The organism is Enterobacter roggenkampii (assembly GCF_001729805.1).
GTDB lineage: Bacteria > Pseudomonadota > Gammaproteobacteria > Enterobacterales > Enterobacteriaceae > Enterobacter > Enterobacter roggenkampii.
On sequence record NZ_CP017184.1, the window covers coordinates 1,061,074 to 1,085,849 of the forward strand.

At 57.7% G+C, this 24,776-nt stretch carries 20 protein-coding genes and 1 other annotated feature; of the genes, 12 read left to right on the forward strand and 8 right to left on the reverse strand.

Translation table 11 applies throughout. The features are described from left to right. Window positions 1-18: 18 nt before the first annotated feature. Complete coding sequence (acrA, locus tag BFV67_RS04890; RefSeq protein WP_008499290.1) at window positions 19-1,212, reverse strand: multidrug efflux RND transporter periplasmic adaptor subunit AcrA; 1,194 nt, start codon at window positions 1,210-1,212, stop codon at window positions 19-21. A 140-nt stretch (window positions 1,213-1,352) separates the two neighbouring features. Here acrA and acrR point away from each other — a divergent pair, with 140 nt between their 5' ends. Then, complete coding sequence (acrR, locus tag BFV67_RS04895) at window positions 1,353-2,006, forward strand: multidrug efflux transporter transcriptional repressor AcrR (protein ID WP_008499291.1); 654 nt, start codon at window positions 1,353-1,355, stop codon at window positions 2,004-2,006. A 113-nt stretch (window positions 2,007-2,119) separates the two neighbouring features. Then, window positions 2,120-5,467 (forward strand): mechanosensitive channel MscK, encoded by a 3,348-nt coding sequence (gene mscK / locus BFV67_RS04900; RefSeq protein ID WP_008499293.1) that lies wholly within the window; start codon window positions 2,120-2,122, stop codon window positions 5,465-5,467. Here the strand turns inward: mscK and rsmS are convergent. Together rsmS and priC are read right to left on the reverse strand one after the other, a co-directional pair. Then, window positions 5,464-5,646 (reverse strand): pleiotropic regulatory protein RsmS, encoded by a 183-nt coding sequence (rsmS, locus tag BFV67_RS04905; protein ID WP_008499294.1) that lies wholly within the window; start codon window positions 5,644-5,646, stop codon window positions 5,464-5,466. The two genes, mscK and rsmS, sit on opposite strands and share 4 nt — an antisense overlap. A gap of 14 nt (window positions 5,647-5,660) precedes the next feature. Further along, window positions 5,661-6,188, reverse strand: a complete 528-nt coding sequence (gene priC, locus BFV67_RS04910) for a primosomal replication protein N'' (RefSeq protein WP_047074565.1) — start codon at window positions 6,186-6,188, stop codon at window positions 5,661-5,663. Window positions 6,189-6,238: 50 nt separating this feature from the next. Between priC and BFV67_RS04915 the strand changes: the two genes are divergently transcribed. From BFV67_RS04915 to BFV67_RS04955, 9 genes are all read left to right on the forward strand, one after another. After that, window positions 6,239-6,616, forward strand: coding sequence for a DUF454 family protein (locus BFV67_RS04915; protein WP_032664007.1), 378 nt, complete (start codon window positions 6,239-6,241; stop codon window positions 6,614-6,616). Window positions 6,617-6,767: 151 nt separating this feature from the next. Further along, window positions 6,768-7,319, forward strand: a complete 552-nt coding sequence (gene apt, locus BFV67_RS04920) for an adenine phosphoribosyltransferase (protein WP_000127359.1) — start codon at window positions 6,768-6,770, stop codon at window positions 7,317-7,319. 88 nt (window positions 7,320-7,407) lie between these two features. After that, window positions 7,408-9,336, forward strand: coding sequence for a DNA polymerase III subunit gamma/tau (dnaX, locus tag BFV67_RS04925; protein ID WP_069597936.1), 1,929 nt, complete (start codon window positions 7,408-7,410; stop codon window positions 9,334-9,336). Then, window positions 8,666-8,730: a sequence feature (DnaX frameshifting element), on the forward strand. Its footprint overlaps the gene before it by 65 nt. Window positions 9,337-9,389: 53 nt before the next feature. Continuing rightward, the gene (locus BFV67_RS04930) at window positions 9,390-9,722 is read left to right on the forward strand and encodes a YbaB/EbfC family nucleoid-associated protein (RefSeq protein WP_003858972.1); all 333 of its coding nucleotides are present in this window, start codon (window positions 9,390-9,392) and stop codon (window positions 9,720-9,722) included. Beyond that, the gene (gene recR, locus BFV67_RS04935; RefSeq protein WP_008499298.1) at window positions 9,722-10,327 is read left to right on the forward strand and encodes a recombination mediator RecR; all 606 of its coding nucleotides are present in this window, start codon (window positions 9,722-9,724) and stop codon (window positions 10,325-10,327) included. Before BFV67_RS04930 ends, recR begins: the two co-directional genes overlap by 1 nt. A gap of 110 nt (window positions 10,328-10,437) precedes the next feature. Continuing rightward, a complete protein-coding gene (gene htpG, locus BFV67_RS04940; RefSeq protein ID WP_021241627.1) occupies window positions 10,438-12,312 on the forward strand; it encodes a molecular chaperone HtpG in 1,875 nt (624 codons plus the stop codon). Between the two features lie 195 nt (window positions 12,313-12,507). Then, complete coding sequence (gene adk / locus BFV67_RS04945) at window positions 12,508-13,152, forward strand: adenylate kinase (RefSeq protein WP_006809841.1); 645 nt, start codon at window positions 12,508-12,510, stop codon at window positions 13,150-13,152. A 124-nt stretch (window positions 13,153-13,276) separates the two neighbouring features. Next, window positions 13,277-14,239: a ferrochelatase gene (hemH, locus tag BFV67_RS04950; protein WP_008499301.1), complete on the forward strand. Its 963-nt coding sequence runs from the start codon at window positions 13,277-13,279 to the stop codon at window positions 14,237-14,239. Between the two features lie 62 nt (window positions 14,240-14,301). After that, entirely contained in the window at window positions 14,302-15,606 is a 1,305-nt protein-coding gene (locus BFV67_RS04955) for an inosine/guanosine kinase (protein ID WP_021241626.1), read from the forward strand. Window positions 15,607-15,699: 93 nt separating this feature from the next. Here the strand turns inward: BFV67_RS04955 and ybaL are convergent, their stop codons facing one another. Next, entirely contained in the window at window positions 15,700-17,376 is a 1,677-nt protein-coding gene (gene ybaL, locus BFV67_RS04960) for a YbaL family putative K(+) efflux transporter (RefSeq protein WP_008499303.1), read from the reverse strand. Window positions 17,377-17,608: 232 nt separating this feature from the next. Then, window positions 17,609-18,817, reverse strand: a complete 1,209-nt coding sequence (locus BFV67_RS04965) for an MFS transporter (protein ID WP_045407951.1) — start codon at window positions 18,815-18,817, stop codon at window positions 17,609-17,611. Window positions 18,818-18,986: 169 nt separating this feature from the next. On the opposite strand from BFV67_RS04965, the gene ushA reads away from it, so the two are divergent. Further along, a complete protein-coding gene (gene ushA / locus BFV67_RS04970; RefSeq protein WP_069597937.1) occupies window positions 18,987-20,639 on the forward strand; it encodes a bifunctional UDP-sugar hydrolase/5'-nucleotidase UshA in 1,653 nt (550 codons plus the stop codon). A 92-nt stretch (window positions 20,640-20,731) separates the two neighbouring features. Here the strand turns inward: ushA and ybaK are convergent, their stop codons facing one another. The 3 genes from ybaK to copA all read right to left on the reverse strand — a co-directional run bounded on the left by ybaK (window position 20,732) and on the right by copA (window position 24,753). Continuing rightward, window positions 20,732-21,211 carry a Cys-tRNA(Pro)/Cys-tRNA(Cys) deacylase YbaK gene (gene ybaK / locus BFV67_RS04975; RefSeq protein ID WP_021241623.1) on the reverse strand — a complete coding sequence of 160 codons (480 nt, stop codon included), beginning with the start codon at window positions 21,209-21,211 and terminating at the stop codon, window positions 20,732-20,734. Window positions 21,212-21,409: 198 nt separating this feature from the next. Further along, window positions 21,410-22,204 carry a TraB/GumN family protein gene (locus BFV67_RS04980; protein WP_008499308.1) on the reverse strand — a complete coding sequence of 265 codons (795 nt, stop codon included), beginning with the start codon at window positions 22,202-22,204 and terminating at the stop codon, window positions 21,410-21,412. A 50-nt stretch (window positions 22,205-22,254) separates the two neighbouring features. Next, window positions 22,255-24,753, reverse strand: a complete 2,499-nt coding sequence (copA, locus tag BFV67_RS04985) for a copper-exporting P-type ATPase CopA (protein ID WP_069597938.1) — start codon at window positions 24,751-24,753, stop codon at window positions 22,255-22,257. Between the last annotated feature and the right edge of the window lie 23 nt (window positions 24,754-24,776).

The following is a 24,776-nucleotide window of genomic DNA, read 5'->3' on the forward strand; positions in this document are numbered from 1 at the left end:
TAACGGCTCCTGTTTAAGTTAAGACTTGGTTTGTTCTGACTGGCCAGCGGCCGAAGCTTGTTGTTTATCGTCAGATGTCACTTCCTGTGCTTTAACCTGCGCGCCAGGACGAACTTTTTGCAAACCAGTAACAATCACGCGATCGCCATCTTTCAGACCTTCCGTCACCAGCCATTTATCCCCAATCGCCTGGGTGGCGGTGATATTGCGCATTTCGACTTTGTTATCAGCCCCAACAACCAGTGCGCTCGCATCGCCGCGTGGCGTACGGGTCACACCCTGCTGTGGAACCAGAAGGGCGGTTGGATTCGTTCCTTCTTCCAGACGTGCGCGAACGAACATACCTGGCAGCAGATTTTTGTCAGGGTTCGGGAAAATCGCACGTAAGGTGATGGAACCGGTGGTCTGGTCGACCGTCACGTCAGAGAATTCCAGCGTCCCTTCCTGCGGGAACTTGATACCGTCGTTGGTAATCAGCTCCACTTTGGCTTTGCCGTTTTCCTGTTTCAGGGTGCCGTTAGCCAGCTCCTGTTTCAGGCGCAGGAAATCATTGCTGGACTGCGTGACGTCAACATAGATCGGATCGAGCTGCTGCACGGTTGCCAGCGCAGTGGTCTGACCGTTCTGTACCAGGGCCCCTTCCGTGACGGAAGATTTACCAATACGACCGCTGATAGGGGAGGTCACTTTGGTATAGGCCAGGTTAATGCGCGCGGTTTCGACGGCCGCTTTGGCTGCCACCACGGCGGCGTTAGCCTGCTGGGCATCCGCCAGGGCGGTATCGTAATCCTGCTGACTGATGTACTTGGTACCGAGCAGTTTTTGATAGCGGTTCAGCGTCAGCTGGGCAATTTTGGCCGCGGCCTGTGCTTTAGCCAGATCGCCTTTCGCGCTTTCATAAGACGCCTGATAGGTTGCGGGATCAATCTGATACAGAGACTCACCGGCCTGCACATCACCGCCTTCGGTGAAGTTGCGTTTCAGGATAATGCCGCTAACCTGAGGACGCACTTCCGCAATGCGGTAAGCATTTGTACGGCCGGGTAATTCGGTGGTGATTTGTAGAGGTTCAGATTTGAGCGTCACAACGCCTACTTCTGGCGCCTGCTGAGCTCCTTGTTGAGCCGGTTTGTCGTCACATCCTGTTAGCGCTAAGCTGCCTGAAAGCATCAGAACGACCGCCAGAGGCGTTAACCCTCTGTTTTTGTTCATATGTAAACCTCGAGTGTCCGATTTCAAATTGATCAAGGGTCCTGAGTCTAAAACCCATTGCTGCGTTTATATTATCGTCATGCTATGGTACATACATTCACAAATGTATGTAAATCTGACTCCTGTAAATTCACTCACCTATGGCACGAAAAACTAAACAACAAGCGCTGGAAACCCGACAACATATTCTGGATGTGGCGATACGTTTGTTCTCGCAGCAAGGTGTTTCAGCAACCTCGCTGGCGCAAATTGCTCAGGCCGCCGGTGTGACGCGAGGAGCGATTTACTGGCATTTTAAAAACAAGTCAGATCTGTTCAGTGAAATCTGGGAGCTTTCAGAGTCCAGCATTAGCGATCTCGAGAGTGAGTATCGGGCAAAATTCCCAGACGATCCACTCTCAGTATTGAGAGAAATATTAGTATATATCCTTGAAGCAACGGTAGTTGAAGAACGTCGCAGATTAATGATGGAGATTATTTTTCATAAATGCGAGTTCGTGGGCGAGATGGCGGTCGTGCAGCAGGCGCAACGAAGCCTCAGTCTGGAAAGCTATGACCGTATTGAGCACAACCTGAACCTCTGTATGGAGGCAAAACTGCTACCGGCCAATCTGTTGACCCGTCGGGCGGCGATTCTGATGCGCAGCTACATTTCTGGTCTGATGGAAAACTGGCTTTTTGCACCACAATCGTTTGATCTTAAAGCGGAAGCCCGCAGCTACGTGGCGATTTTACTGGAAATGCTACAGCTCAGCCCGACGCTGCGCAGCGACGCGCCTTCGCTAACGGCCTGACCCCTTTCCAGGATTTATCTCAGAGGCTTACGTTCGCGCTATTCTGCATCTGACGAGCGTGATATTCTTCACGCCGGACTATTTTCGGTCATCTTCTGACATCATTCACAACTATGCTGCCCATCAATCGCTCGCAACATCCTGTTTTTGCATTGCTCTTTGCGATGCTGTTTTTCTTCGCCACGGCGCCGCTGACCTGGGCCCGCGCCGATAACAGCAACGATATTCCCACGCGTGCTGACGTTCAGTCGCAGCTCGACACGCTGAACAAACAAAAAGAACTCTCTCCTCAGGAAAAACTGACGCAGCAGGACCTGACGGAAACGCTGGAAACGCTGGATAAAATTGAACGCGTTAAGGCTGAAACCGCCCAGCTTCGTCAGAAGGTGGCGCAGGCCCCTGAAAACATGCGCAAAGCGACGGAGTCGCTGAATGCCCTGAGTGACGTTGATAACGACAACGAAACGCGCAAAACGCTCGCCACGCTCTCCTTACGCCAGCTGGAATCGCGCGTCGCCCAGTTGCTCGACGATCTGCAAACCGCGCAGTCCGATCTCGCGACCTACAACAGCCAGCTTGTCTCCCTGCAAACCCAGCCCGAGCGCGTGCAAAATGCGATGTATACCGCGTCTCAGCAGCTGCAGCAGATCCGCAACCGCCTGAACGGCACGACGGTGGGCGAAGGCACGCTGCGCCCGACGCAGCAAACCCTGCTGCTGGTTCAGCAGTCGTTGCTCAATGCGCAGATCGAACAGCAGCGTAAAAGCCTGGAAGGGAATACGGTGCTGCAGGACACTCTGCAGAAACAGCGTGATTACGTCACCGCGAACATTAATCGTCTGGAGCATCAGCTTCAGCTTTTGCAGGAGGCGGTTAACAGCAAACGCCTGACCCTGACGGAAAAAACCGCCCAGGAGGCCGTATCCCCTGACGAAACCGCCCGTATTCAGGCCAACCCGCTGGTAAAACAGGAGCTTGAGGCTAACCATCAGCTCAGTCAGCGCCTGATACTGGCGACGGAAAACGGCAACTCGCTGGTTCAGCAAAATATCAAGGTGAAAAACTGGCTGGATCGCGCCCTTCAGGCGGAACGCAACATCAAAGAGCAGATCGCGGTCCTGAAGGGCAGCCTCCTGCTGTCGCGTATTCTCTACCAGCAGCAGCAGACGCTTCCGTCCGCCGACGAGCTGGAGGACATGACCAACCGCATTGCGGATTTACGTCTGGAACAGTTTGACGTCAACCAGCAGCGCGATGCCCTTTTCCAGAGCGATACCTTTGTCGCCAAAATTGAAGAGGGGCATTCCAGCGACGTGAACCCGGAAGTGCACGACGCGCTGCTCCAGGTCGTGGATATGCGTCGCGAGCTGCTGGACCAGCTCAATAAACAGCTGGGTAACCAGCTGATGATGGCCATTAACCTGCAAATCAACCAGCAGCAGCTGGTGAGCGTCTCGAAAAGTCTGCAGGAGATCCTGACCCAGCAGATTTTCTGGGTAAACAGCAACAAGCCGATGGACTGGGACTGGGTTAAATCCTTCCCTGAGACGCTGAAAACGCAGATTAAGAGCATGAAGGTCACCGTAAACTGGGAGAAAGCCTGGCCTGCGGTAATGATTGCTTTTCTGGCCGGTTTGCCGCTGTTGCTGATTGCCGGTCTCATCCGCTGGCGTCTGGGCTGGCTGAAAAAATACCAGGCGAAGCTGGCCTCCGAAGTAGGGCAGCTGCGCAACGATAGCCAGCTCCATACGCCAAAAGCGATTCTGATTGACCTTATTCGCGCCCTGCCGGTGTGCCTGATTATTCTGGCTGTGGGTCTGATTCTGCTCACTATGCAGCTCAACGTCAGCGATCTGCTGTGGGCGTTCAGTAAAAAACTGGCGCTGTTCTGGCTGGTGTTTGGCCTGTGCTGGAAGGTACTGGAAAAAGACGGCGTGGCGGTGCGTCATTTCAACATGCCAGCGCAGCTGACCAGCCACTGGCGTCGTCAGATCGTGCGCATCAGCCTGGCGCTGCTGCCGCTGCACTTCTGGTCGGTTGTCTCTGAGCTTTCCCCGCTGCATCTGATGGATGACGTGCTGGGCCAGCTGGTCATCCTGCTGAACCTGCTGCTGATTGCGATCCTGATGTGGCCGATGTGTCGCGACAGCTGGCGTGATAAAGAGTCCCACAATATTCGTCTGGCCACCGTGACGGTGCTGGCGATCATTCCGCTGGCGCTGATGGTGCTGACGGCAACGGGCTACTTCTATACCACGCTGCGCCTGTCCGGGCGCTGGATTGAAACGGTCTATCTGGTGATCGTCTGGAACCTGCTCTATCAGACCGTACTGCGCGGCCTGAGCGTGGCGGCCCGCCGTATTGCCTATCGCCGCGCCATCGCGCGTCGTCAGCATCAGGTGAAAGAGGGGGCCGAAGGCGCTGAGCCGCAGGAAGAGCCGACCATCGCGCTGGAGCAGGTTAACCAGCAGACGCTGCGTATCACCATGCTGGTGATGATCGCCCTGTTTGCGGTGATGTTCTGGGCGATCTGGTCCGATCTTATTACCGTTTTCGCCTATCTCGACAGTATTACCCTCTGGCAATACAACGGAACCGAAGCCGGCGCGGCGGTCATGAAAAGCGTGACCATGGGCAGCCTGCTGTTTGCGCTGGTGTCGTCGGTGGTCGCCTGGGCGCTGATCCGCAACCTGCCAGGCCTGCTCGAAGTGCTGCTCCTGTCACGTTTGAATCTTCGCCAGGGGGCGTCCTACGCCATTACCACGATCCTCAACTACGTCATCATCATTGTCGGAGCGATGACGGTCTTTGGCTCGCTTGGCGTCTCGTGGGATAAACTGCAGTGGCTGGCGGCGGCCCTCTCGGTCGGTCTTGGTTTTGGCCTGCAGGAGATCTTCGGTAACTTTGTCTCCGGCCTGATCATCCTGTTCGAACGTCCGGTACGTATCGGCGATACCGTCACCATCGGCACGTTCTCGGGAACGGTCAGCAAGATCCGCATTCGTGCCACCACCATCACCGACTTCGATCGCAAAGAGGTGATCATCCCGAACAAAGCGTTCGTGACCGAGCGTCTGATCAACTGGTCGCTTTCCGATACGGTGACGCGCGTGGTGATCCGCCTGGGCGTGGCCTATGGATCGGATCTGGATAAGGTGAAAGAGGTGCTGCTGAAGGCGGCGTCTGAGCATCCGAAAGTGATGCACGATCCGGCCCCGGCGGTCTTCTTCACCACCTTTGGGCCGAGTACGCTGGATCACGAGCTGCGTTTATACGTGCGTGAACTGCGTGACCGCAGCTACACGGTGGATGAGCTTAACCGCTCTATCGATCGTCTGTGCCGTGAAAACGATATTAATATCGCCTTTAACCAGCTTGAGGTTCACCTGCGTAACGAGAAAGGTGATGAGCATACGGAAGTGAAGCGCGACATTAAGGGTGATGACCCGACTCCGGCTTAATCTATTTTCCCTCTCCCCTCTGGGGAGAGGGCAGGGTGAGGGGGAAGTTTCCCCTCAAAATCCCGCCGCACAATCTCCAGCGCCTTAAGCACCGTCTCGGCGGGGATCTCATGATTCTCCAGCAGCATAATCAAATCGACGGCCAGCTTGACCTCATCGGGTGCATTTTCCAGTGACATGGGTGTGGCTCCTGTTAACGGGTCAAACGTTCAATGACGCGCTCAATCTCATCCAGCGCCTGACGGCAGCGGACGATGCGTCCTTCCAGCGCGCTAATCTCGCGCATCAATAGCTGCTGCTCTTCCAGCGTTTCGCTGTTGTTCAGACGCACCTCGCGTTCACGCTTCATCTCAAACAGCCGGCGCTCAAACTCCTGGTTCTCGAGCCGCTTGCGCTGCCATTTGCCGAGCCCCGGCGAGGCGCTGTCCCAGGCGCGCAGCGGCCAGGCGGCGATTTCGCGATGCAGTGCGGTGATCTGCTCGGTGAGATGCTCTGCAAGCCACGCCACCTGTTCCTGTTGTTCATTCTCAACCGCATGGCGAAGCTCGTCGAGGTTCGTCTGCGCTTCAGCCAGGTAATCCTGAATGACGGTGCTGCGGGTACGAAAAAGCTGCCGGTCAAAGCGCGGCTTCAGCGTGGCGTGCCCCATCAGCGGCGTGGCCTGCGCCCGCAGAGCGATCAGCTGATTTTGCAGCCTCTCAAGAAGCAGTGCTGTTTTCAAGGCGCTCTCCAGTGGTAAAGTAGCCGTTCAGTTTGATAACGATTCGCATTATGCAGCGTACTATTTTAATCATCATTGGCTGGCTTGCGGTAGTGCTGGGCACGCTGGGTGTAGTATTACCCCTGCTGCCGACCACGCCGTTTATCCTGCTGGCGGCCTGGTGCTTCGCCCGCTCGTCGCCGCGTTTTCACCACTGGCTGCTCTACCGCTCATGGTTTGGCGGCTACCTGCGGCACTGGCAAAAACACCGTGCCATGCCGCCTGGTGCGAAGCCGCGCGCGATCGCGGTGATCCTCATTACCTTCGCCATTTCATTATGGCTGGTGAAAATCATGTGGGTGCGGATCCTGCTGCTGATCATTCTCTCCTGCCTGCTTATCTTTATGTGGCGGATCCCCGTGGTTGATGAAAAGCAACAAAAGCACTGAAGCCTCATCATGGCTGTTGCAATTATCACGCGCAGCCAGTAAATTCGACCGTTTTCGAGCACAGGTGCGCCTGGTCAAAGGTTAAACAATTGTTGCCTTGGCCGACTCGTTGCGCGCTGTGAGTAACACTGTTTCATTTAGGCACAAACCGATGACCGCAACTGCACAGCAGCTTGAATATCTGAAAAACAGCATCAAAAGCATCCAGGACTACCCAAAGCCTGGCATTCTTTTCCGTGATGTCACCAGCTTGCTGGAAGACCCGAAAGCGTACGCACTCAGCATTGAACTGCTGGTCGAGCGTTACAAAAACGCCGGGATCACCAAAGTAGTAGGTACCGAAGCCCGTGGCTTCCTGTTTGGCGCACCGGTTGCGCTGGCAATGGGCGTGGGTTTTGTGCCGGTGCGTAAGCCGCGCAAACTGCCGCGTGAAACCATCGCAGAAAGCTACGAGCTGGAGTACGGCACCGATCAGCTGGAGATCCACGTTGACGCGATCAAGCCTGGCGACAAAGTGCTGGTGGTCGACGATCTGCTGGCGACCGGCGGCACCATTGAAGCGACCGTGAAGCTGATCCGCCGTCTGGGTGGGGAAGTGACCGACGCGGCCTTCATCATCAACCTGTTCGATCTCGGCGGTGAACAGCGCCTGGAAAAACAGGGCATTACCAGCTACAGCCTGGTGCCTTTCCCGGGTCACTAATCCCGGTTTTCACAACCTCGCTCAATGGGTGAGGTTGTGATAGCATTCCCCTCCATAAATTCACCTTCCAGCGTTGCAGAGCCTGCCCATGAGTTATCAGGTGTTAGCCCGTAAATGGCGACCACAAACCTTTGCTGACGTTGTCGGTCAGGAACATGTGCTGACGGCCCTGGCGAACGGCTTGTCGCTAGGTCGCATCCATCACGCCTATCTTTTTTCCGGCACCCGCGGCGTCGGTAAGACCTCTATTGCCCGTTTGCTGGCAAAAGGTCTCAACTGCGAAACCGGGATCACCGCCACGCCGTGCGGCGTGTGTGATAACTGCCGGGAGATCGAACAGGGGCGTTTTGTCGATCTGATCGAGATCGACGCCGCTTCGCGCACCAAAGTTGAAGATACCCGCGACCTGCTGGACAACGTCCAGTACGCCCCGGCGCGCGGCCGCTTCAAGGTCTACCTGATCGATGAAGTGCACATGCTCTCGCGCCACAGCTTCAACGCCCTGCTGAAGACGCTGGAAGAGCCGCCCGCGCACGTGAAGTTCCTGCTGGCGACCACCGATCCGCAAAAGCTGCCGGTCACGATTTTATCGCGCTGCCTGCAGTTCCACCTGAAGGCGCTGGACGTCGAGCAGATCCGCGCGCAGCTCGAGCACATTCTCGATGAAGAGAACATTGTCCACGAACCGCGCGCCCTGCAGCTGCTGGCCCGCGCCGCGGACGGCAGCCTGCGCGATGCGCTCAGTCTGACCGATCAGGCGATTGCCAGCGGTGACGGCAAACTCTCCACCGAGGCGGTCAGCACCATGCTCGGCACGCTGGATGACGATCAGGCGCTGTCGCTTATCGAAGCGATGATTGCCGCTAACGGCGAACGCGTGATGTCGCTGGTGAACGCGGCCGCTGCCCGCGGTATTGAGTGGGAAGGGCTGCTTGTTGAGATGCTCAGCCTGCTGCACCGGGTGGCAATGCTGCAGCTTTCTCCCTCCGCCATTGGTGCGGATATGGCCGCCATTGAACAGCGGATGCGTGAGCTTGCCCGCACCGTGCCGCCTGCCGACGTGCAGCTTTATTACCAGACGCTGTTGATTGGTCGCAAAGAGCTACCGTTTGCGCCGGATCCGAGGATGGGCGTTGAAATGACGCTGCTGCGCGCGCTGGCGTTCCACCCGCGCATGCCGCTGCCGGAGCCGGACGTGCCCCGACAGTCTTTCGCCCCGGTTGCGCCGACGGCGGTGATGTCACCGCAGCAGGTGCCGCCGCAGCCGACGCCGCCACCGCAGCAGAACGTACCGCTGTCGGATGCCACCAGTTCGGTGCTTGCCGCGCGCAGCCAGCTGCAGCGTGCGCAGGGAGTAACCAAACTAAAAAAGAGTGAACCGGCAGCGCCAGGAAGAGCGCGGCCGGTGAACAACGCTGCGCTTGAACGACTGGCCTCGGTAACGGAGCGCGTACAGTCGCGTCCGGCACCGTCCGCGCTCGAGCAGAAAGCCCCGGTGAAAGAAGAGGCTTACCGCTGGAAGGCAACCACCATCACCGAAACGGTGAAGGAAGAGGTTGCCACGCCGAAAGCGTTGAAAAAGGCGCTGGAGCATGAAAAAACGCCGGAGCTTTCCGCGAAGCTTGCCGAAGAGTCCATTGCGCGCGACGCCTGGGCCGCCGAGGTCAGTAAGCTCCAGCTGCCGAAGCTGGTGGAGCAGGTCGCGCTGAACGCCTGGAAAGAGCAGGACGGCAATCAGGTGCGTCTGCACCTGCGTCCGGGCCAGCGACACCTCAATTCCCCTGGCGCGCAAAAGGCGCTGGCCGAGGCGCTCGCCACATTACAGGGGGCGCCGGTTGAATTGACTATCATTGAAGATGATAATCCGGCAGTGAAAACGCCGCTGGAGTGGCGCCAGGCCATTTATGAAGAGAAGCTCGCGCAGGCGCGCGAGGCAATTATTGCGGATAACAACATCCAGACCCTGCGCCGGTTCTTCGACGCCGATCTGGATGAAGAGAGTATTCGCCCCATTTGATCGTGAGTCTGACTTACGGTTGTAATCCTTAACGTGAAAGAAGAGAGAAGCCTATGTTTGGTGGAAAAGGCGGTCTGGGTGGCCTGATGAAGCAGGCTCAGCAGATGCAGGAAAAAATGCAGAAGATGCAGGAAGAGATCGCTCAGCTGGAAGTCACGGGTGAATCGGGTGCCGGTCTGGTCAAGGTGACCATCAACGGTGCGCACAACTGCCGTCGCGTGGAAATCGACCCGAGCCTGCTCGAAGACGACAAAGAGATGCTGGAAGATCTGGTTGCAGCCGCGTTTAACGATGCCGCTCGCCGTATCGACGAAACCCAGAAAGAGAAAATGGCCTCCGTTTCCAGCGGCATGCAGCTGCCGCCTGGCTTCAAGATGCCGTTCTGATGCAAACCAGTCCGCTGCTCACGCAGTTAATGGAAGCACTGCGCTGTCTGCCGGGCGTTGGCCCGAAGTCGGCGCAGCGCATGGCGTTTACGCTATTGCAGCGCGACCGCAGCGGCGGGATGCGCCTGGCGCAGGCTCTGACCCGCGCCATGTCAGAAATTGGTCACTGTGCGGATTGCCGCACCTTTACCGAGCAGGACGTGTGTAACATCTGTACGAACCCGCGTCGTCAGGAAAACGGTCAGATTTGCGTGGTGGAGAGTCCGGCGGACATCTACGCCATCGAACAAACCGGGCAGTTTTCCGGGCGCTACTTCGTGCTGATGGGGCATCTCTCCCCGCTGGACGGCATCGGCCCGGACGATATCGGTCTTGACCGCCTTGAACAGCGTCTCGAGTCCGAAACCATCAAAGAGGTGATCCTCGCCACCAACCCCACGGTGGAAGGGGAGGCAACCGCCAACTACATCGCCGAGCTGTGCTCGCAGTATGGCGTTGACGCCAGCCGCATCGCCCACGGCGTGCCGGTCGGCGGCGAGCTGGAGATGGTCGACGGCACCACGCTGTCGCACTCTCTGGCCGGACGTCACAAGATTATTTTCTGACCAAACGGAGGCTGCGCGCGCCGCCTCCGCTTGAAAATTTCCCCCCGTATCCCCATCTCTCCCTCAACGTTTTAAAACCCCATTAAATGGCATTGTTGAGGTCGACATAGATGAAAGGACAAGAAACCCGTGGTTTCCAGTCAGAAGTAAAACAGCTTCTGCACCTGATGATCCATTCCCTGTATTCCAACAAAGAAATTTTCCTGCGTGAGCTGATTTCCAACGCCTCGGATGCGGCGGACAAGCTGCGCTTCCGCGCGCTGTCTAACCCGGATCTGTACGAAGGCGACGGCGAGCTGCGCGTGCGCGTCTCGTTTAATAAAGAGAACCGCACCCTGACCATCGCCGATAACGGCATCGGGATGAACCGCGACGAGGTGATCGACCACCTCGGGACCATCGCGAAATCCGGCACCAAGGCGTTCCTGGAGTCCATGGGCTCTGACCAGGCGAAAGACAGCCAGCTGATCGGCCAGTTCGGCGTCGGTTTCTACTCGGCGTTCATCGTGGCGGACAAAGTCACCGTGCGCACCCGTGCGGCAGGCGACAGCGCCGAGAACGGCGTGCTGTGGGAATCCAAAGGGGAAGGCGAATACACCGTTGATGACATCACCAAAGCGGACCGCGGCACCGAAATCACCCTGCACCTGCGTGAAGGGGAAGATGATTTCCTGAACGACTGGCGCGTGCGCTCCATCATCAGCAAGTACTCCGATCACATCGCGCTGCCGGTTGAGATTGAAAAACAGGAAGAGAAAGACGGTGAAACCGTGGTTTCCTGGGAGAAAATCAATAAGGCGCAGGCGCTGTGGACGCGCAACAAGTCTGAGATTAAAGACGACGAGTACAACGAATTCTACAAGCACATCGCCCACGACTTTACCGACCCGCTGACCTGGAGCCACAACCGTGTGGAAGGCAAGCAGGAGTACACCAGCCTGCTGTACATCCCGGCACAGGCGCCGTGGGACATGTGGAACCGCGATCACAAGCATGGCCTGAAGCTGTACGTGCAGCGCGTGTTCATCATGGACGACGCCGAGCAGTTCATGCCGAACTATCTGCGCTTTGTGCGCGGCCTGATCGATTCCAACGATCTGCCGCTGAACGTCTCCCGCGAAATTCTGCAGGACAGCACCGTCACCCGTAACCTGCGCAACGCCCTGACCAAACGTGCGCTGCAGATGCTGGAAAAACTGGCGAAAGACGATGCGGAAAAATACCAGACCTTCTGGAAACAGTTCGGTCTGGTGCTGAAAGAAGGCCCGGCTGAAGACATGGCGAACGTTGAAACCATCGCCAAACTGCTGCGCTTTGCTTCTACGCACACCGACTCCTCCGCGCAGACCGTGTCGCTGGAAGAGTACATCTCCCGCATGAAAGAAGGGCAGGAGAAGATCTACTACATCACCGCCGACAGCTACGCCGCGGCGAAGAGCAGCCCGCACCTGGAGCTGCTGCGTAAGAAAGGCATCGAAGTGCTGCTGCTTTCCGACCGCATCGACGAGTGGATGATGAACTACCTGACCGAGTTCGACGGTAAGGCGTTCCAGTCCGTTGCCAAAGCCGATGAGTCCATCGACAAGCTGGCAGATGAAGTGGATGAAAATGCGAAAGAAGCCGAGAAGGCGCTGGAGCCGTTCATTGAGCGCGTGAAAACCCTGCTGGGCGACCGCGTGAAAGAGGTGCGCTTTACCCACCGTCTGACCGACACTCCGGCCATTGTCACCACCGATGCCGACGAAATGAGCACCCAGATGGCGAAGCTGTTCGCCGCGGCGGGCCAGGCGGTACCGGAAGTGAAATATATCTTTGAGCTTAATCCGGATCATCCGCTGGTGAAACGCGCGGCGGATACCCAGGACGACGCCCGCTTTGCCGAGTGGGTTGAACTCCTGCTGGATCAGTCCCTGCTGGCCGAACGCGGCACGCTGGAAGATCCTAACCTCTTCATTAAACGTGTGAATGCGCTGCTGCTGGCGTAACTGACCACGCCTCTCCTGGTCTTCTCCCTCTCCCCGAGGGAGAGGGCCAGGGTGAGGGCACCAGACCGCACTATCCCAAATTATCTCCCCCCATTAACCGTTTCAGCCTTCCTGCCTTCCTTGAGCGATGCCCGTTCTGGTGGTATTGTTTAGCGCTTTTGAAAAATTGAAACGACTTTTGAGGGGATTTTCGCAATGCGTATTATTCTGCTTGGCGCTCCGGGCGCGGGTAAAGGAACTCAGGCTCAGTTCATCATGGAGAAATACGGTATTCCGCAAATCTCCACCGGTGATATGCTGCGCGCCGCTGTAAAATCTGGCTCCGAGCTGGGTAAACAGGCGAAAGACATCATGGACGCAGGCAAGCTGGTGACCGACGAGCTGGTAATTGCTCTGGTCAAAGAGCGCATTGCTCAGGAAGACTGCCGTAACGGTTTCCTGCTGGACGGCTTCCCACGTACCATTCCTCAGGCTGACGCCATGAAGGAAGCGGGCATCAACGTGGACTACGTTCTGGAGTTCGACGTACCGGACGAGCTGATCGTTGACCGCATCGTTGGTCGTCGCGTACACGCTGCTTCTGGCCGCGTTTACCATATCAAATTCAACCCGCCTAAGGTTGAAGGCAAAGACGACGTGACCGGCGAAGAGCTGACCACCCGTAAAGACGATCAGGAAGAGACCGTGCGCAAGCGCCTGGTGGAATACCATCAGATGACCGCGCCGCTGATCGGCTACTACACCAAAGAAGCGCAGGCGGGTAACACCAAATACGCCAAAGTCGACGGCACCAAAGCCGTGGCTGACGTGCGTGCTGAGCTGGAAAAAATCCTCGGCTAATCGCATCTCTCTCACCCGGGCCACCGGGTGAGAAAAATTCTCATCTTACCTATTACAGCAATGGGTTTCGTTTAAACGCATTTCCGCTACAATTGACAACCATTCAAATGGTTAAGAGGCGTGAATGAGTCAGGCGAAAACCGGCATCCTGCTTGCCAATCTGGGCACTCCAGAAGCACCTACATCAGACGCGGTAAAACGCTACCTGCGACAATTTTTAAGCGACACGCGCGTCGTGGATTTTCCGCGACTGCTGTGGTGGCCGCTGCTGCGTGGCGTCATTCTGCCGATCCGTTCTCCGCGCGTCGCCAAACTCTATCAGTCCGTGTGGATGGAAGAGGGCTCGCCGCTGATGGTCTACAGCCGTCGTCAGGAGAAGGCGCTGGCCGCCCGCCTGCCGGATATGCCCGTCGCGCTCGGCATGAGCTACGGCAAACCGTCACTGGAAAGCGCGGTGGACTCGCTGCTGGCGCAGGGCGTGGACCATATCGTGGTGCTGGCGCTCTACCCGCAGTACTCCTGCTCGACGGTGGCCGCCGTCTGGGACGAGCTGGCGCGCATTCTGGCGACCCGCCGCCGCATTCCGGGCGTGACCTTTATTCGCGACTACGCGGATAACGAGCTGTACATCAAGGCGCTCGCCAACAGCGCGCGCGCGTCGTTTGAAAAACACGGCGAGCCGGATCTGCTGCTGCTCTCCTATCACGGCATCCCGCAGCGTTTCGCCAATGAAGGGGATGATTACCCGCAGCGCTGCCGCGATACCACCCGCGAGCTGGTTTCCGCCCTCGGCCTGCCGCCGGAGAAGGTGATGATGACCTTCCAGTCGCGCTTCGGCCGCGAGCCGTGGCTGACGCCATACACCGATGAAACCCTCAAAATGCTGGGTGAGAAGGGCGTGAAGCACATTCAGGTGATGTCGCCGGGCTTCTCGGCAGACTGTCTGGAGACGCTGGAGGAGATCGCGGTGCAAAACCGGGAATTCTTCCTGGAGGCTGGCGGCGAAAAGTACGAGTACATTCCGGCGCTTAACGACTCCCCTGAGCATATCGACATGATGGTCTCGCTGGTAACGAACGGTCGCTGATCGCACTTCGGGCCGGGTTTGTGCTACCATTCCCGGCCCATATTCTTCGTACAGTTCAGACCATGAAATTTCCCGGTAAACGCAAATCCAAACACTACTTCCCCGTCGATGCCCGCGATCCGCTCCTGCAGCAAATCCAGCCAGAAAATGAAACCAGCGCGGCGTGGGTCGTCGGTATCGACCAGACGCTGGTAGACATTGAAGCGAAAGTGGATGATGCGTTTGTCGCCCGTTACGGTCTGAGCGCCGGTCACTCGCTGGTGATTGAAGATGACGTTGCCGAAGCGCTGTACCAGGAGCTGGTGCGCGAAAACCTGATTACCCATCAGTTCGCCGGCGGCACCATCGGCAACACCATGCACAACTACTCCGTGCTGGCGGACGACCGCTCTGTCCTGCTCGGCGTAATGTGCAGCAACATTGAAATCGGTGGCTACGCCTATCGCTACCTGTGCAACACCTCCAGCCGTACCGATCTGAACTATCTCCAGGGCGTCGACGGCCCGATTGGCCGCTGCTTTACGCTGATCGGTGAATCCGGCGAGCGGACCTTTGCCATCAGCCCGGGCCACATGAACAAGCTGCGCGCGGACAGCATTCCCGAAGAGGTGATCGCGGGCGCCTCGGCGCTGGTGCTGACCTCCTACCTGGTGCGCTGCAAGCCGGGCGAGCCGATGCCGGAAGCGACCATGAAGGCGATTGAGTACGCGAAGAAGTACGACGTGCCGGTCGTTCTGACGCTGGGCACCAAATTCGTGATTGCCGATAACCCGGAATGGTGGCAGGCGTTCCTGAAAGAGCACGTCTCGATTCTGGCGATGAACGAAGAAGAAGCCGAAGCGCTGACCGGTGAAAGCGATCCGCTGCTGGCGTCTGACAAAGCGCTGGACTGGGTGGATCTGGTGCTCTGCACCGCGGGTCCGGTTGGGCTGTATATGGCAGGCTTCACCGAAGAAGAGAGCAAACGCAAAACCCAGCACCCGCTGCTGCCCGGCGCGATTGCCGAGTTCAACCAGTACGAGTTCAGCCGCGGCATGCGTTTTAAAGACTGTGTTAATCCGCTGCGTATCTACTCGCACATCGCCCCTTACATGGGCGGGCCGGAGAAGATCATGAACACCAACGGCGCGGGCGACGGCGCGCTGGCCGCGCTGCTGCACGACATCACCGCTAACGCCTACCACAAAACCAACGTGCCAAATTCCAGCAAGCACAAGTTCAGCTGGCTGACCTATTCGTCGCTGGCGCAGGTATGCAAGTACGCCAACCGCGTAAGCTATCAGGTGCTGAACCAGCACTCCCCGCGCTTAACGCGTGGCCTGCCGGAACGGGAAGACAGCCTCGAAGAGGCTTATTGGGACAGGTAAAAGCAAAACGGCAACCTGTGGTTGCCGTTTTTAGTGTTTGTTCCCTCTCCCTGTAGGAGAGGGCCAGGGTGAGGGCATCAGGCCGCACCAAACTTACCCCGTCACCGCCTCTTCAACCGGCGGTTTTTCCAGCAGCGTCAGCATCGTATTCGCAATCTCGCGCTCGCCCATCACCACCTTATCCGCACCGCGCTCGGTAATGTAATCTACCTCGTCGTCGTAGTGCGCCCGGGCGATAATCTCAATGTTTGGACACTTCGCGCGCGCGGAGGCGACAATCTCACCCGCCTCATAGCCGTTGGGAATGGTCAGCAGCAGCCAGCGGGCGCAGTCCAGATGCGCCAGCTCCATGATCTCTTCGTTCGCCGCATTGCCCAGCACCGCGCGAATACCGCGCTCGCGCAGCTCGTCAACGCGGGTGCGTGACGTTTCAATTACCACCAGCGGAATGCCCTGCGCCATCAGCTTCTCACCAAGCAGGCTGCCGACGCGGCCAAAGCCGACCAGCAGGGCGTGATTGCAAATATCGACCGGGATCTGCTTCTCTTCTTCGATGGCCTCTTCCAGCGTCTGCTCTTCCAGCGTTTCGGTTTTATCGAGGTATTTTTCCAGCAGAGCAAACAGTACCGGGTTCAGCATAATTGACAGGATCGCCCCCGCCAGCACCAGGTTTTGTCCGGCCTGCGGCAGCAGATTCAGGGCCATGCCCAGACCGGCCAGAATAAAGGCGAACTCGCCAATTTGCGCCAGGCTGGCGGCAATGGTCAGCGCCGTCCGCGGAGAGTGGCCGAACATTCGCACCAGGAAGAAGGCGGCGAGCGACTTACCAAAGATAATGATCGCCAGCGTGCCCAGCACGGCCAGCGGCTGCTGGATCAGAATAAGCGGGTCAAACAGCATCCCGACGGAGACGAAGAACAGCACGGCAAAGGCGTCGCGCAGCGGCAGGGTGTCGTGTGCGGCGCGGTGGCTCAGCTCGGATTCGTTCAGCACCATCCCGGCGAAGAACGCGCCCAGCGCGAAGGAGACATCAAACAGCTCAACGGCGCCAAAGGCGATACCGAGCGCCAGCGCCAGCACGGAGAGGGTAAACAGCTCGCGGGATCCGGTCGCCGCACTGCGGGACATGATCCACGGCACCAGACGGCGACCCACCAGCATCATGATGGCGATAAACGCCACCACCTTCCCGATGGTGATGCTCATATCCAGCGCCAGCGAGGCGAAGCCGATATTGTCTTTTTCCATCATGCCGGCGACGGCGGGCAGCAGCACCAGCGTCAGGACCATCACCAGATCTTCCACAATCAGCCAGCCTATCGCGATCTGCCCGCGCTGGCTGTCTATCAGCTGTCTCTCCTCAAGCGCGCGCAGCAGCACCACGGTACTGGCGGTTGAGAGACACAGCCCAAATACGATACCGGTCATCAGCGACCAGCCCAGCACGGCCGAAAGCGCCATCCCAAGCAGCGTCGCCACCCCTATCTGGGCGATCGCTCCCGGTATGGCAATCGACTTTACCGCCATCAAATCCTTCAGGGAGAAGTGCAGGCCGACGCCGAACATCAGCAGAATCACGCCCAATTCCGCCAGCTCAGGGGCCAGTTTGGTATCCGCAACAAAACCTGGCGTAAACGGTCCCGCCAGCACACCTGCCAGCAGATAGCCGACAAGAGGAGAAATACGCAGCTTATTGGCAATCATGCCGAGAATAAAAGCGAGCACAAGTCCACCAACAATGGTGGTGATAAGCGGTGTGGCGTGGTGCATTCCGTCTCCTTTCGTGGTGAGTGTTCCATTTTTGGCGTGAATACCAAAAAACCAGGTAATAGTTTATGACAATTTTTACCCTTATGTTTATGAATAATTGTTGAAGTTTGAATAAAACAGCAATATGCACGTAAAAAAGCGCATTTTGATAAATTCAGCGCGGGGATGAAGAGGAAACCCTTATGGTATAAGGGTATCAGGTAGCTAAAGCATAAGTTTAGCTACCCGTAATTCACGCTTTATGACGGTTATCAGGCAGGAATATGGTCAACATGCCAAGAAGTGGCAGGAAAGCGCAGATTTTATAAACCAGGAAGATGCTGGTGTGATCCGCAACCATTCCTAACACCGCTGCACCCAGCCCGCCCATGCCGAAGGCGAAACCGAAAAACAGTCCGGAAACCATACCGATACGTCCGGGCAGCAGCTCTTGGGCATAGACCAGAATGGCGGAAAACGCGGAGGCGAGAATAAAACCAATAATCACGGTCAAAATCCCCGTCCATTCAAGGCTGGCGTACGGCAAAATGAGGGTAAAAGGCGCTACGCCGAGGATAGAGCCCCAAATGACATATTTACGGCCAATCTTATCGCCCACCGGCCCGCCAATTACCGTCCCTGCGGCCACCGCGAACAGGAAGGCAAACAGGTGGATCTGCGCGTTTTGTACCGATAATCCGAATTTTTGCATCAGATAAAAGGTGTAATAGCTGCTGATACTCGCCATATAGAAGTATTTCGAGAAAATCAGCACCAGCAGGACGGCAACCGCGAGGATAACCTTATTGCGCGGCAGGGGATTGATAACCTTCGCTTTAGGTTTTCCTTTATTCACCCGATGCTGAGCGGCATACCAGCGGCTGATCTGCGCCAGCACGATAATCGCCAGCAGCGCGGCCAGCACAAACCACGCCACGTTGCCTTTACCGTAAGGGGCAATAATAACCGCGGCCAGCAGCGGGCCGAGAGAGCTACCAAAGTTACCGCCCACCTGGAAAAGTGACTGCGCCAGGCCATGACGACCGCCGGAGGCCATACGCGCCACTCGGGACGATTCCGGATGGAACACCGATGAACCGGTTCCCACCAGCGCCGCGGCAATCAGCACGGCTTCAAAACTCCCCGCCATGGCCAGCAGCACCAGCCCGCTTAGGGTGAAGCACATGCCGATTGGCAGCGACCACGGCATAGGATATTTGTCCGTCCAGTAGCCCACCACCGGCTGCAGCAGCGAGGAAGCCAGCTGGAAGGTCAGGGTGATCATCCCAATCTGCACGAAGGTGAGTGAGAACTCGGACTGCAGCAGCGGATAAATAGCCAGAATCAACGACTGGATCATGTCGTTGAGCAGGTGCGAGAGACTGATTGCGCCTAAGACTTTAAAGGAGGTGCGCGACGCTGGCGCGCCCGGAACGGGCTGGGTTGAGTCACTGATTGCCATAGAGAGAAGTACCACGTCTTGAGTTATTAGCGATGCAGGGTGTAATTATTATCCGACTAACATACCCGCCCGGGACATTTGAAGAAAGTCGCAATTCTGAAAACTTATTTGTCTATTCTTATTAGTCACTGTAATTTCTGCCTTTGTCTATTGGTCAGGGAGAGAGAAGATGAAGTTAATGAAGCGGGGCGTCGCGCTGGCGCTCATCGCGGCGTGGGGGCTGGTAAGCCTGCCCGTGCAGGCGTATGAAAAAGACAAAACCTATAAAATCACTATTCTGCATACCAACGATCACCACGGTCATTTCTGGCGCAGTGAATACGGCGAATATGGCCTGTCGGCGCAAAAAACGCTGGTGGACGGCATTCGTAAAGAGGTGGCAGCCCAGGGCGGCAGCGTGCTGCTGCTGTCGGGAGGCGATATCAATACCGGCGTGCCGGAATCCGATTTGCAGGACGCCGAGCCCGACTTTCGCGGCATGAACCTGATTGGCTACGACGCGATGGCCGTCGGTAACCATGAGTTTGATAATCCGCTGAGCGTCCTGCGTCAGCAGGAGAAGTGGGCCAAATTCCCGTTCCTCTCTGCCAACATTTACCAGAAAAGCACCGGCGAGCGCCTGTTCAAGCCGTGGGCGCTGTTTAAGCGTCAGGATCTGAAGATCGCGGTCATCGGCCTAACCACCGACGACACGGCGAAAATTGGCAACCCAGAGTTCTTCACCGATATCGAATTCCGCAAACCGGCAGACGAAGCGAAGCTGGTGATTCAGGAGCTGCAGCAAAACGAAAAGCCGGACGTGATTATCGCCACCACGCACATGGGGCACTACGACAACGGTGAGCACGGCTCCAATGCGCCGGGCGACGTGGAGATGGCGCGCAGCCTGCCGGCGGGCTCGCTGGCGATGATTGTGGGTGGTCACTCACAGGATCCGGTCTGCATGGCATCCGAGAATAAAAAGCAGGTGGACTACGTGCCGGGCACGCCGTGTGCGCCAGATCGTCAGAACGGTATCTGGATTGTGCAGGCGCACGAGTGGGGCAAATACGTAGGCCGGGCGGACTTTGAGTTCCGGAACGGCGAGATGAAGCTGGTCCACTACCAACTCATTCCGGTCAACCTGAAGAAGAAGGTCACTTACCCGGACGGGAAAAGCGAGCGCGTACTTTACACCCCAGAGATTCCAGAAAACCAGCAGATGCTCTCCCTGCTGACGCCGTTCCAGAACAAAGGCAAGGCGCAGCTGGATGTGAAAATCGGTACGCTGAACGGTCGTCTGGAGGGGGATCGCAGTAAAGTTCGCTTCGTGCAGACCAACATGGGCCACCTGGTGCTGGCGGCGCAAATGGCGCGCACCGGGGCTGATTTTGGCGTGATGAGCGGCGGTGGTATTCGTGATTCCATCGAAGGTGGAAACATCACCTATAAAGACGTTCTGAAGGTGCAGCCGTTCGGTAACGTGGTGGTCTATGCCGACATGAGCGGAAAAGAGGTCGTTGACTACCTGACTGCCGTGGCGCAGATGAAGCCGGATTCCGGGGCCTATCCGCAGTTTGCCAACGTGAGCTTCGTAGCGAAAGACGGCAAGCTTAACGACCTGAAGATCAAAGGCGAACCGGTTGACCCGGCGAAAACGTACCGTCTGGCGACGTTAAGCTTTAACGCTACCGGCGGCGACGGCTATCCGCATATTGATAATAAACCGGGCTACGTGAACACCGGCTTTATCGATGCAGAAGTGCTGAAGCAGTATATCGAGCAGAATTCGCCGATTGACGTGAATGCGTATGAGCCGAAAGGCGAGGTGAGCTGGCAGTAGTGCGGGGTTTTTGTGCCGGGTGGCGGCTTCGCCTTACCCGGCCTACATTCGAATCGTAGGCCCGGTAAGCGCAGCGCCACCGGGCAATTTTCTCAATCCCGTCGCGCAATATCCGCAAACTTCGCGTCCAGCATTTTTGCCAGGTCGCCCGCGGCCAGCTCAATATCCAGCCCGCGCTTGCCGCCGGAAATATAGATGGTCTCAAATTCCTGTGAAGGGGCATCGATCAGCGTCGGCAGGCGTTTTTTCTGCCCGAGCGGGCTGATGCCGCCCACCAGGTAGCCCGTGGTGCGCTGCGCCACCATCGGATCCGCCATATCCACCTTCTTCGCCCCCAGCGCTTTAGCGACCTTCTTCAGATCCAGCTGTCCCGCCACGGGAGTCACCGCCACGGCGAGGTGCTTCATATCGCCATTCACCGCCACCAGCAGCGTTTTATAGACCTGGTCCGCGTTCAGCCCCAGCTTACGCACCACTTCATCACCAAAGTTGGTTTCATTCGGATCGTGATCGTAGGTGTGGATCCGGAAAGAAATGTTGTTTTTTTCGAGTAATTTAACGGCGGGAGTCATAGCTATCCTTCTTACGACAGACAATTCATGCAGCCAGCATACGCCTGACGTTTGTCTAAAAAATAGCACCATCTTGCGCAATAGTGTTGGCAGTGATGGTCACTTTGAGCGACAATCGGCTCAGCCGAAGGTCACTTCGGTATAATAAAAACGATGAAATTCCTCTTTGACGGGCCAATAGAGATATTGGCCATTTTTTTATTTCAGCAACGACGGCAAATTCCCTTCGCCGTATAAATGTAACGCCCCAACCGCCACCACGTATTCCCCCGCTGGCAGAGCATGCAGCGTCTCTCGCCAGGCTTTGTTACGCGCATTCATCAGCACATCATACAGCGATTCACTGAACGTCGACGGTAACGCCAGCCTGCCGTCCGCAGGCGGTGCATCCAGCCACCAGCCAATCATGGTCTGCAGCAGGCGTGCGTTGGTGTGCCAGTGGGTGAGGGTATCATCCAGCAGCATCAGACCGTCGTCCGGAAGCTGTCGCAGGAGCGCAATCTGGCTGTCCGTACCTTCCAGTTCGATGATCGGCATACGGCGCGCCCGCGCCACGTTCAGCAGCTGGTAATCAATGCCGTAATCACCCCGCAGACCCAGACGCTGGGCCTGCGTGGCCTGTAATACCATTGCGATTTGCCACAGCGGCAGGGTGTCAATCATGGAGAGCGATACGCCGGTTTCCTCGGCGACGCGCGTCAGTTCTGCGAGCTGGGCCTCATTCAGACGTTCCGCCAGCGGGAGATCGCTTTCAAGCCCGGCAAACGGTGACTCATGGCCCGAGATGTCCGCCTCGACGACCAGCGCGTCGGCGCGCTTCAGGCGCTTTATCAGACCGGGCGGCAGAGGGGACATACCCTGCGTGCCCATATGGATACTGCCGACCAGGTGCAGGTGTTGCCCGCCGGGAAGCGAGATATCCAGACCGGGCCAGGCGTAACGGCGAGGGAAAAGGGCGCGAAACGATGTTTTTATACGATGAAACAGACCCATACGCGCTCCATAAACGGAAAGGTTCATGCTAGCGCGTACGGGTACAAGGTTCAATCCTTCGGTTTAAACCGCAACAGCCGGTTGGCGTTGCTGACCACGGTGATGGAGGAGAGCGCCATCGCCGCGCCCGCGACCACCGGGTTCAGCAGCGTACCGGTCAGCGGCCACAAAATACCGGCCGCGATTGGGATCCCGAGGGTGTTATAGACGAACGCCCCCAGCAGGTTCTGCTTCATGTTGCGCAGCGTGGCTTTCGAAATGGCCAGCGCATCGGCCACGCCCATCAGGCTGTGGCGCATCAGCGTAATGGCGGCGGTTTCGATGGCCACGTCGCTGCCGCCGCCCATCGCGATCCCCACATCCGCCTGGGCCAGCGCCGGGGCATCGTTGATGCCGTCGCCGACCATTGCCACCTGACGGCCCTGACGTTGCAGGTTTTTAATGGCGTCCGCTTTGCCGTCCGGCAGTACGCCCGCAATCACCTCATCAATACCGGCTTCTTTCGCGATGGCGTTGGCGGTGGTCGGGTTATCTCCGGTCAACATCACCAGACGATAGCCCGCATGGTGCAGGCGCTGTAAGGCATCCACGCTGTCCTGGCGAAGCGGATCGCGCACGGCCAGCAGCGCGGCGGCTTTGCCATCCACCGCCAGCAGAACGGGGGTGGCGCCCTGTGACGCCTGCGCCTTCAGCTCACTGTCCAGCGCGGCGGTATCAATACCGTTTTCATTGAGCAATGTCTGGTTGCCCAGCAGCAGCGCGTGGCCTTCTGCTTCACCGCTCACGCCGAGCCCGCGCAGGGTGCGGAACTGATTCACTTGCGGCAGGGCAGACGCATTGGCTTTATCGAGAATAGCGCGCGCCAGCGGATGGCTTGAGCCTTGCTCCAGCGCGGCGGCGAGACGCAGCGCCTCCTCTTCGGCAATGCCTGCGGTCGTGACGGCGACCACCTGCGGTTTACCTTCCGTCAGCGTGCCGGTTTTATCAAACACCAGCGTGTCGAGGGTGCTGGCCCGCTGCAGCGCGTCCGCGTCCCGCACCAGTACGCCAAATTCGGCCGCGCGCCCTACGCCGGAGATAATCGACATCGGCGTCGCCAGTCCAAGGGCGCAAGGACAGGCGATGATCAGCACCGTGGTGGCGATCACCAGGGTATACACAATCTGCGGCGCGGGGCCGAAGAAGTACCAGATCGCCGCGCTTAGCAGGGCAATGCCGACCACCACAGGCACAAAAATGGCCGAGATTTTGTCAGCAAGCTGGCCAATCTCCGGCTTGCTGCTCTGCGCCTGGCGTACCATGCGGATAATACGCGACAGCGTGGTGTGGCTGCCGACGGCGCTGGCGGTGAACAGCACGCTGCCGTCCTGCACCACCGTACCGGCATGCACGGCGTCGCCATCGGATTTCTGCTGGGGAATAGGCTCCCCGGTCAGCATCGCTTCATCCAGCCAGGCTTCGCCCTGGGTTATCTTGCCGTCAACGGGAACGCGGTCTCCGGTGGTCAGACGCAGCGTCATGCCGGGCTGAACCTCGGCCAATGGAACGCTCTTTTCCCCCTCGTCCGTGACCACGCGGGCCGTCGGCGGGGTTAAATCGAGCAAGCGTTCCAGCGCTTTCGAGGAACGCTGACGGGCGCGGGCTTCCAGCATATGGCCTAAGTTGATCAGGCCGATAATCATCGCGCTCGCTTCATAATAGAGATGCCGCGCTTCCATCGGGAACCACTGGGGCCAGACGTTCACGCTCATGGAATAGAGCCACGCCGCGCCGGTCCCGAGGGCGACCAGGGTATCCATCGTCGCGGTGCGGTTTTTCAGGCTCTTCCAGGCGCTGGTATAGAAATGCCCGCCTGCAAACACCATCACCGCAAGGGTAATCAGACCAATCACCAGCCACAGGGTGCGGTTGTCGTCGGTGACCATCATGTTGTCACCCATCATGCCCCACACCATCACCGGAATACCCACCAGCAGGGCGACAATCGCCTGCCAGCGGAAGCGTTTCATGGTGGCGATAGCCGTTTCCTGCTGGCGCTCGCGGCGTTCGGCATCATCTTCGATGGCCTCCGCGCCGTAGCCCGCTTTTTCAACGGCCTGCACTAATTCTGCGGCGGAGGCGCTGCCCATCACCAGCGCAGTGCGCTCCGCGAGATTGACCCGTGCCTGCGCGACGCCCGGGACCGCCTGCAGGGCGTTTTGTACCCGGGAGACGCAGCTGGCGCAGCTCATGCCGTTGATCAGCAGCTGTTGGCTGTCATCAATATCATCCGCTGCCGGAAGCTCAGGAGTGGCCGCTGTCAGTGCTTCCGACGGGGATGATGACTCTGCCAGCGGTTTAGCCTTTGGGTGGCTTAACTCCGCCCCGTAACCGGCCTGTTTAATGGTATCAATCAGCGCGTCCGCGCTGGCGCTGCCGGTCACGGCGGCATGGTCGATAGTCACTTCAGCGCTTTCAACGTCAGGACGCTGTTCCAGGCTTTCTTTAACGCGTTTGACGCAGTGGCCGCAGGAGAGGCCGTCCAGCGTCAGGTCGATAGTGTGAGACATAACAAAACTCCCGTATAATATAT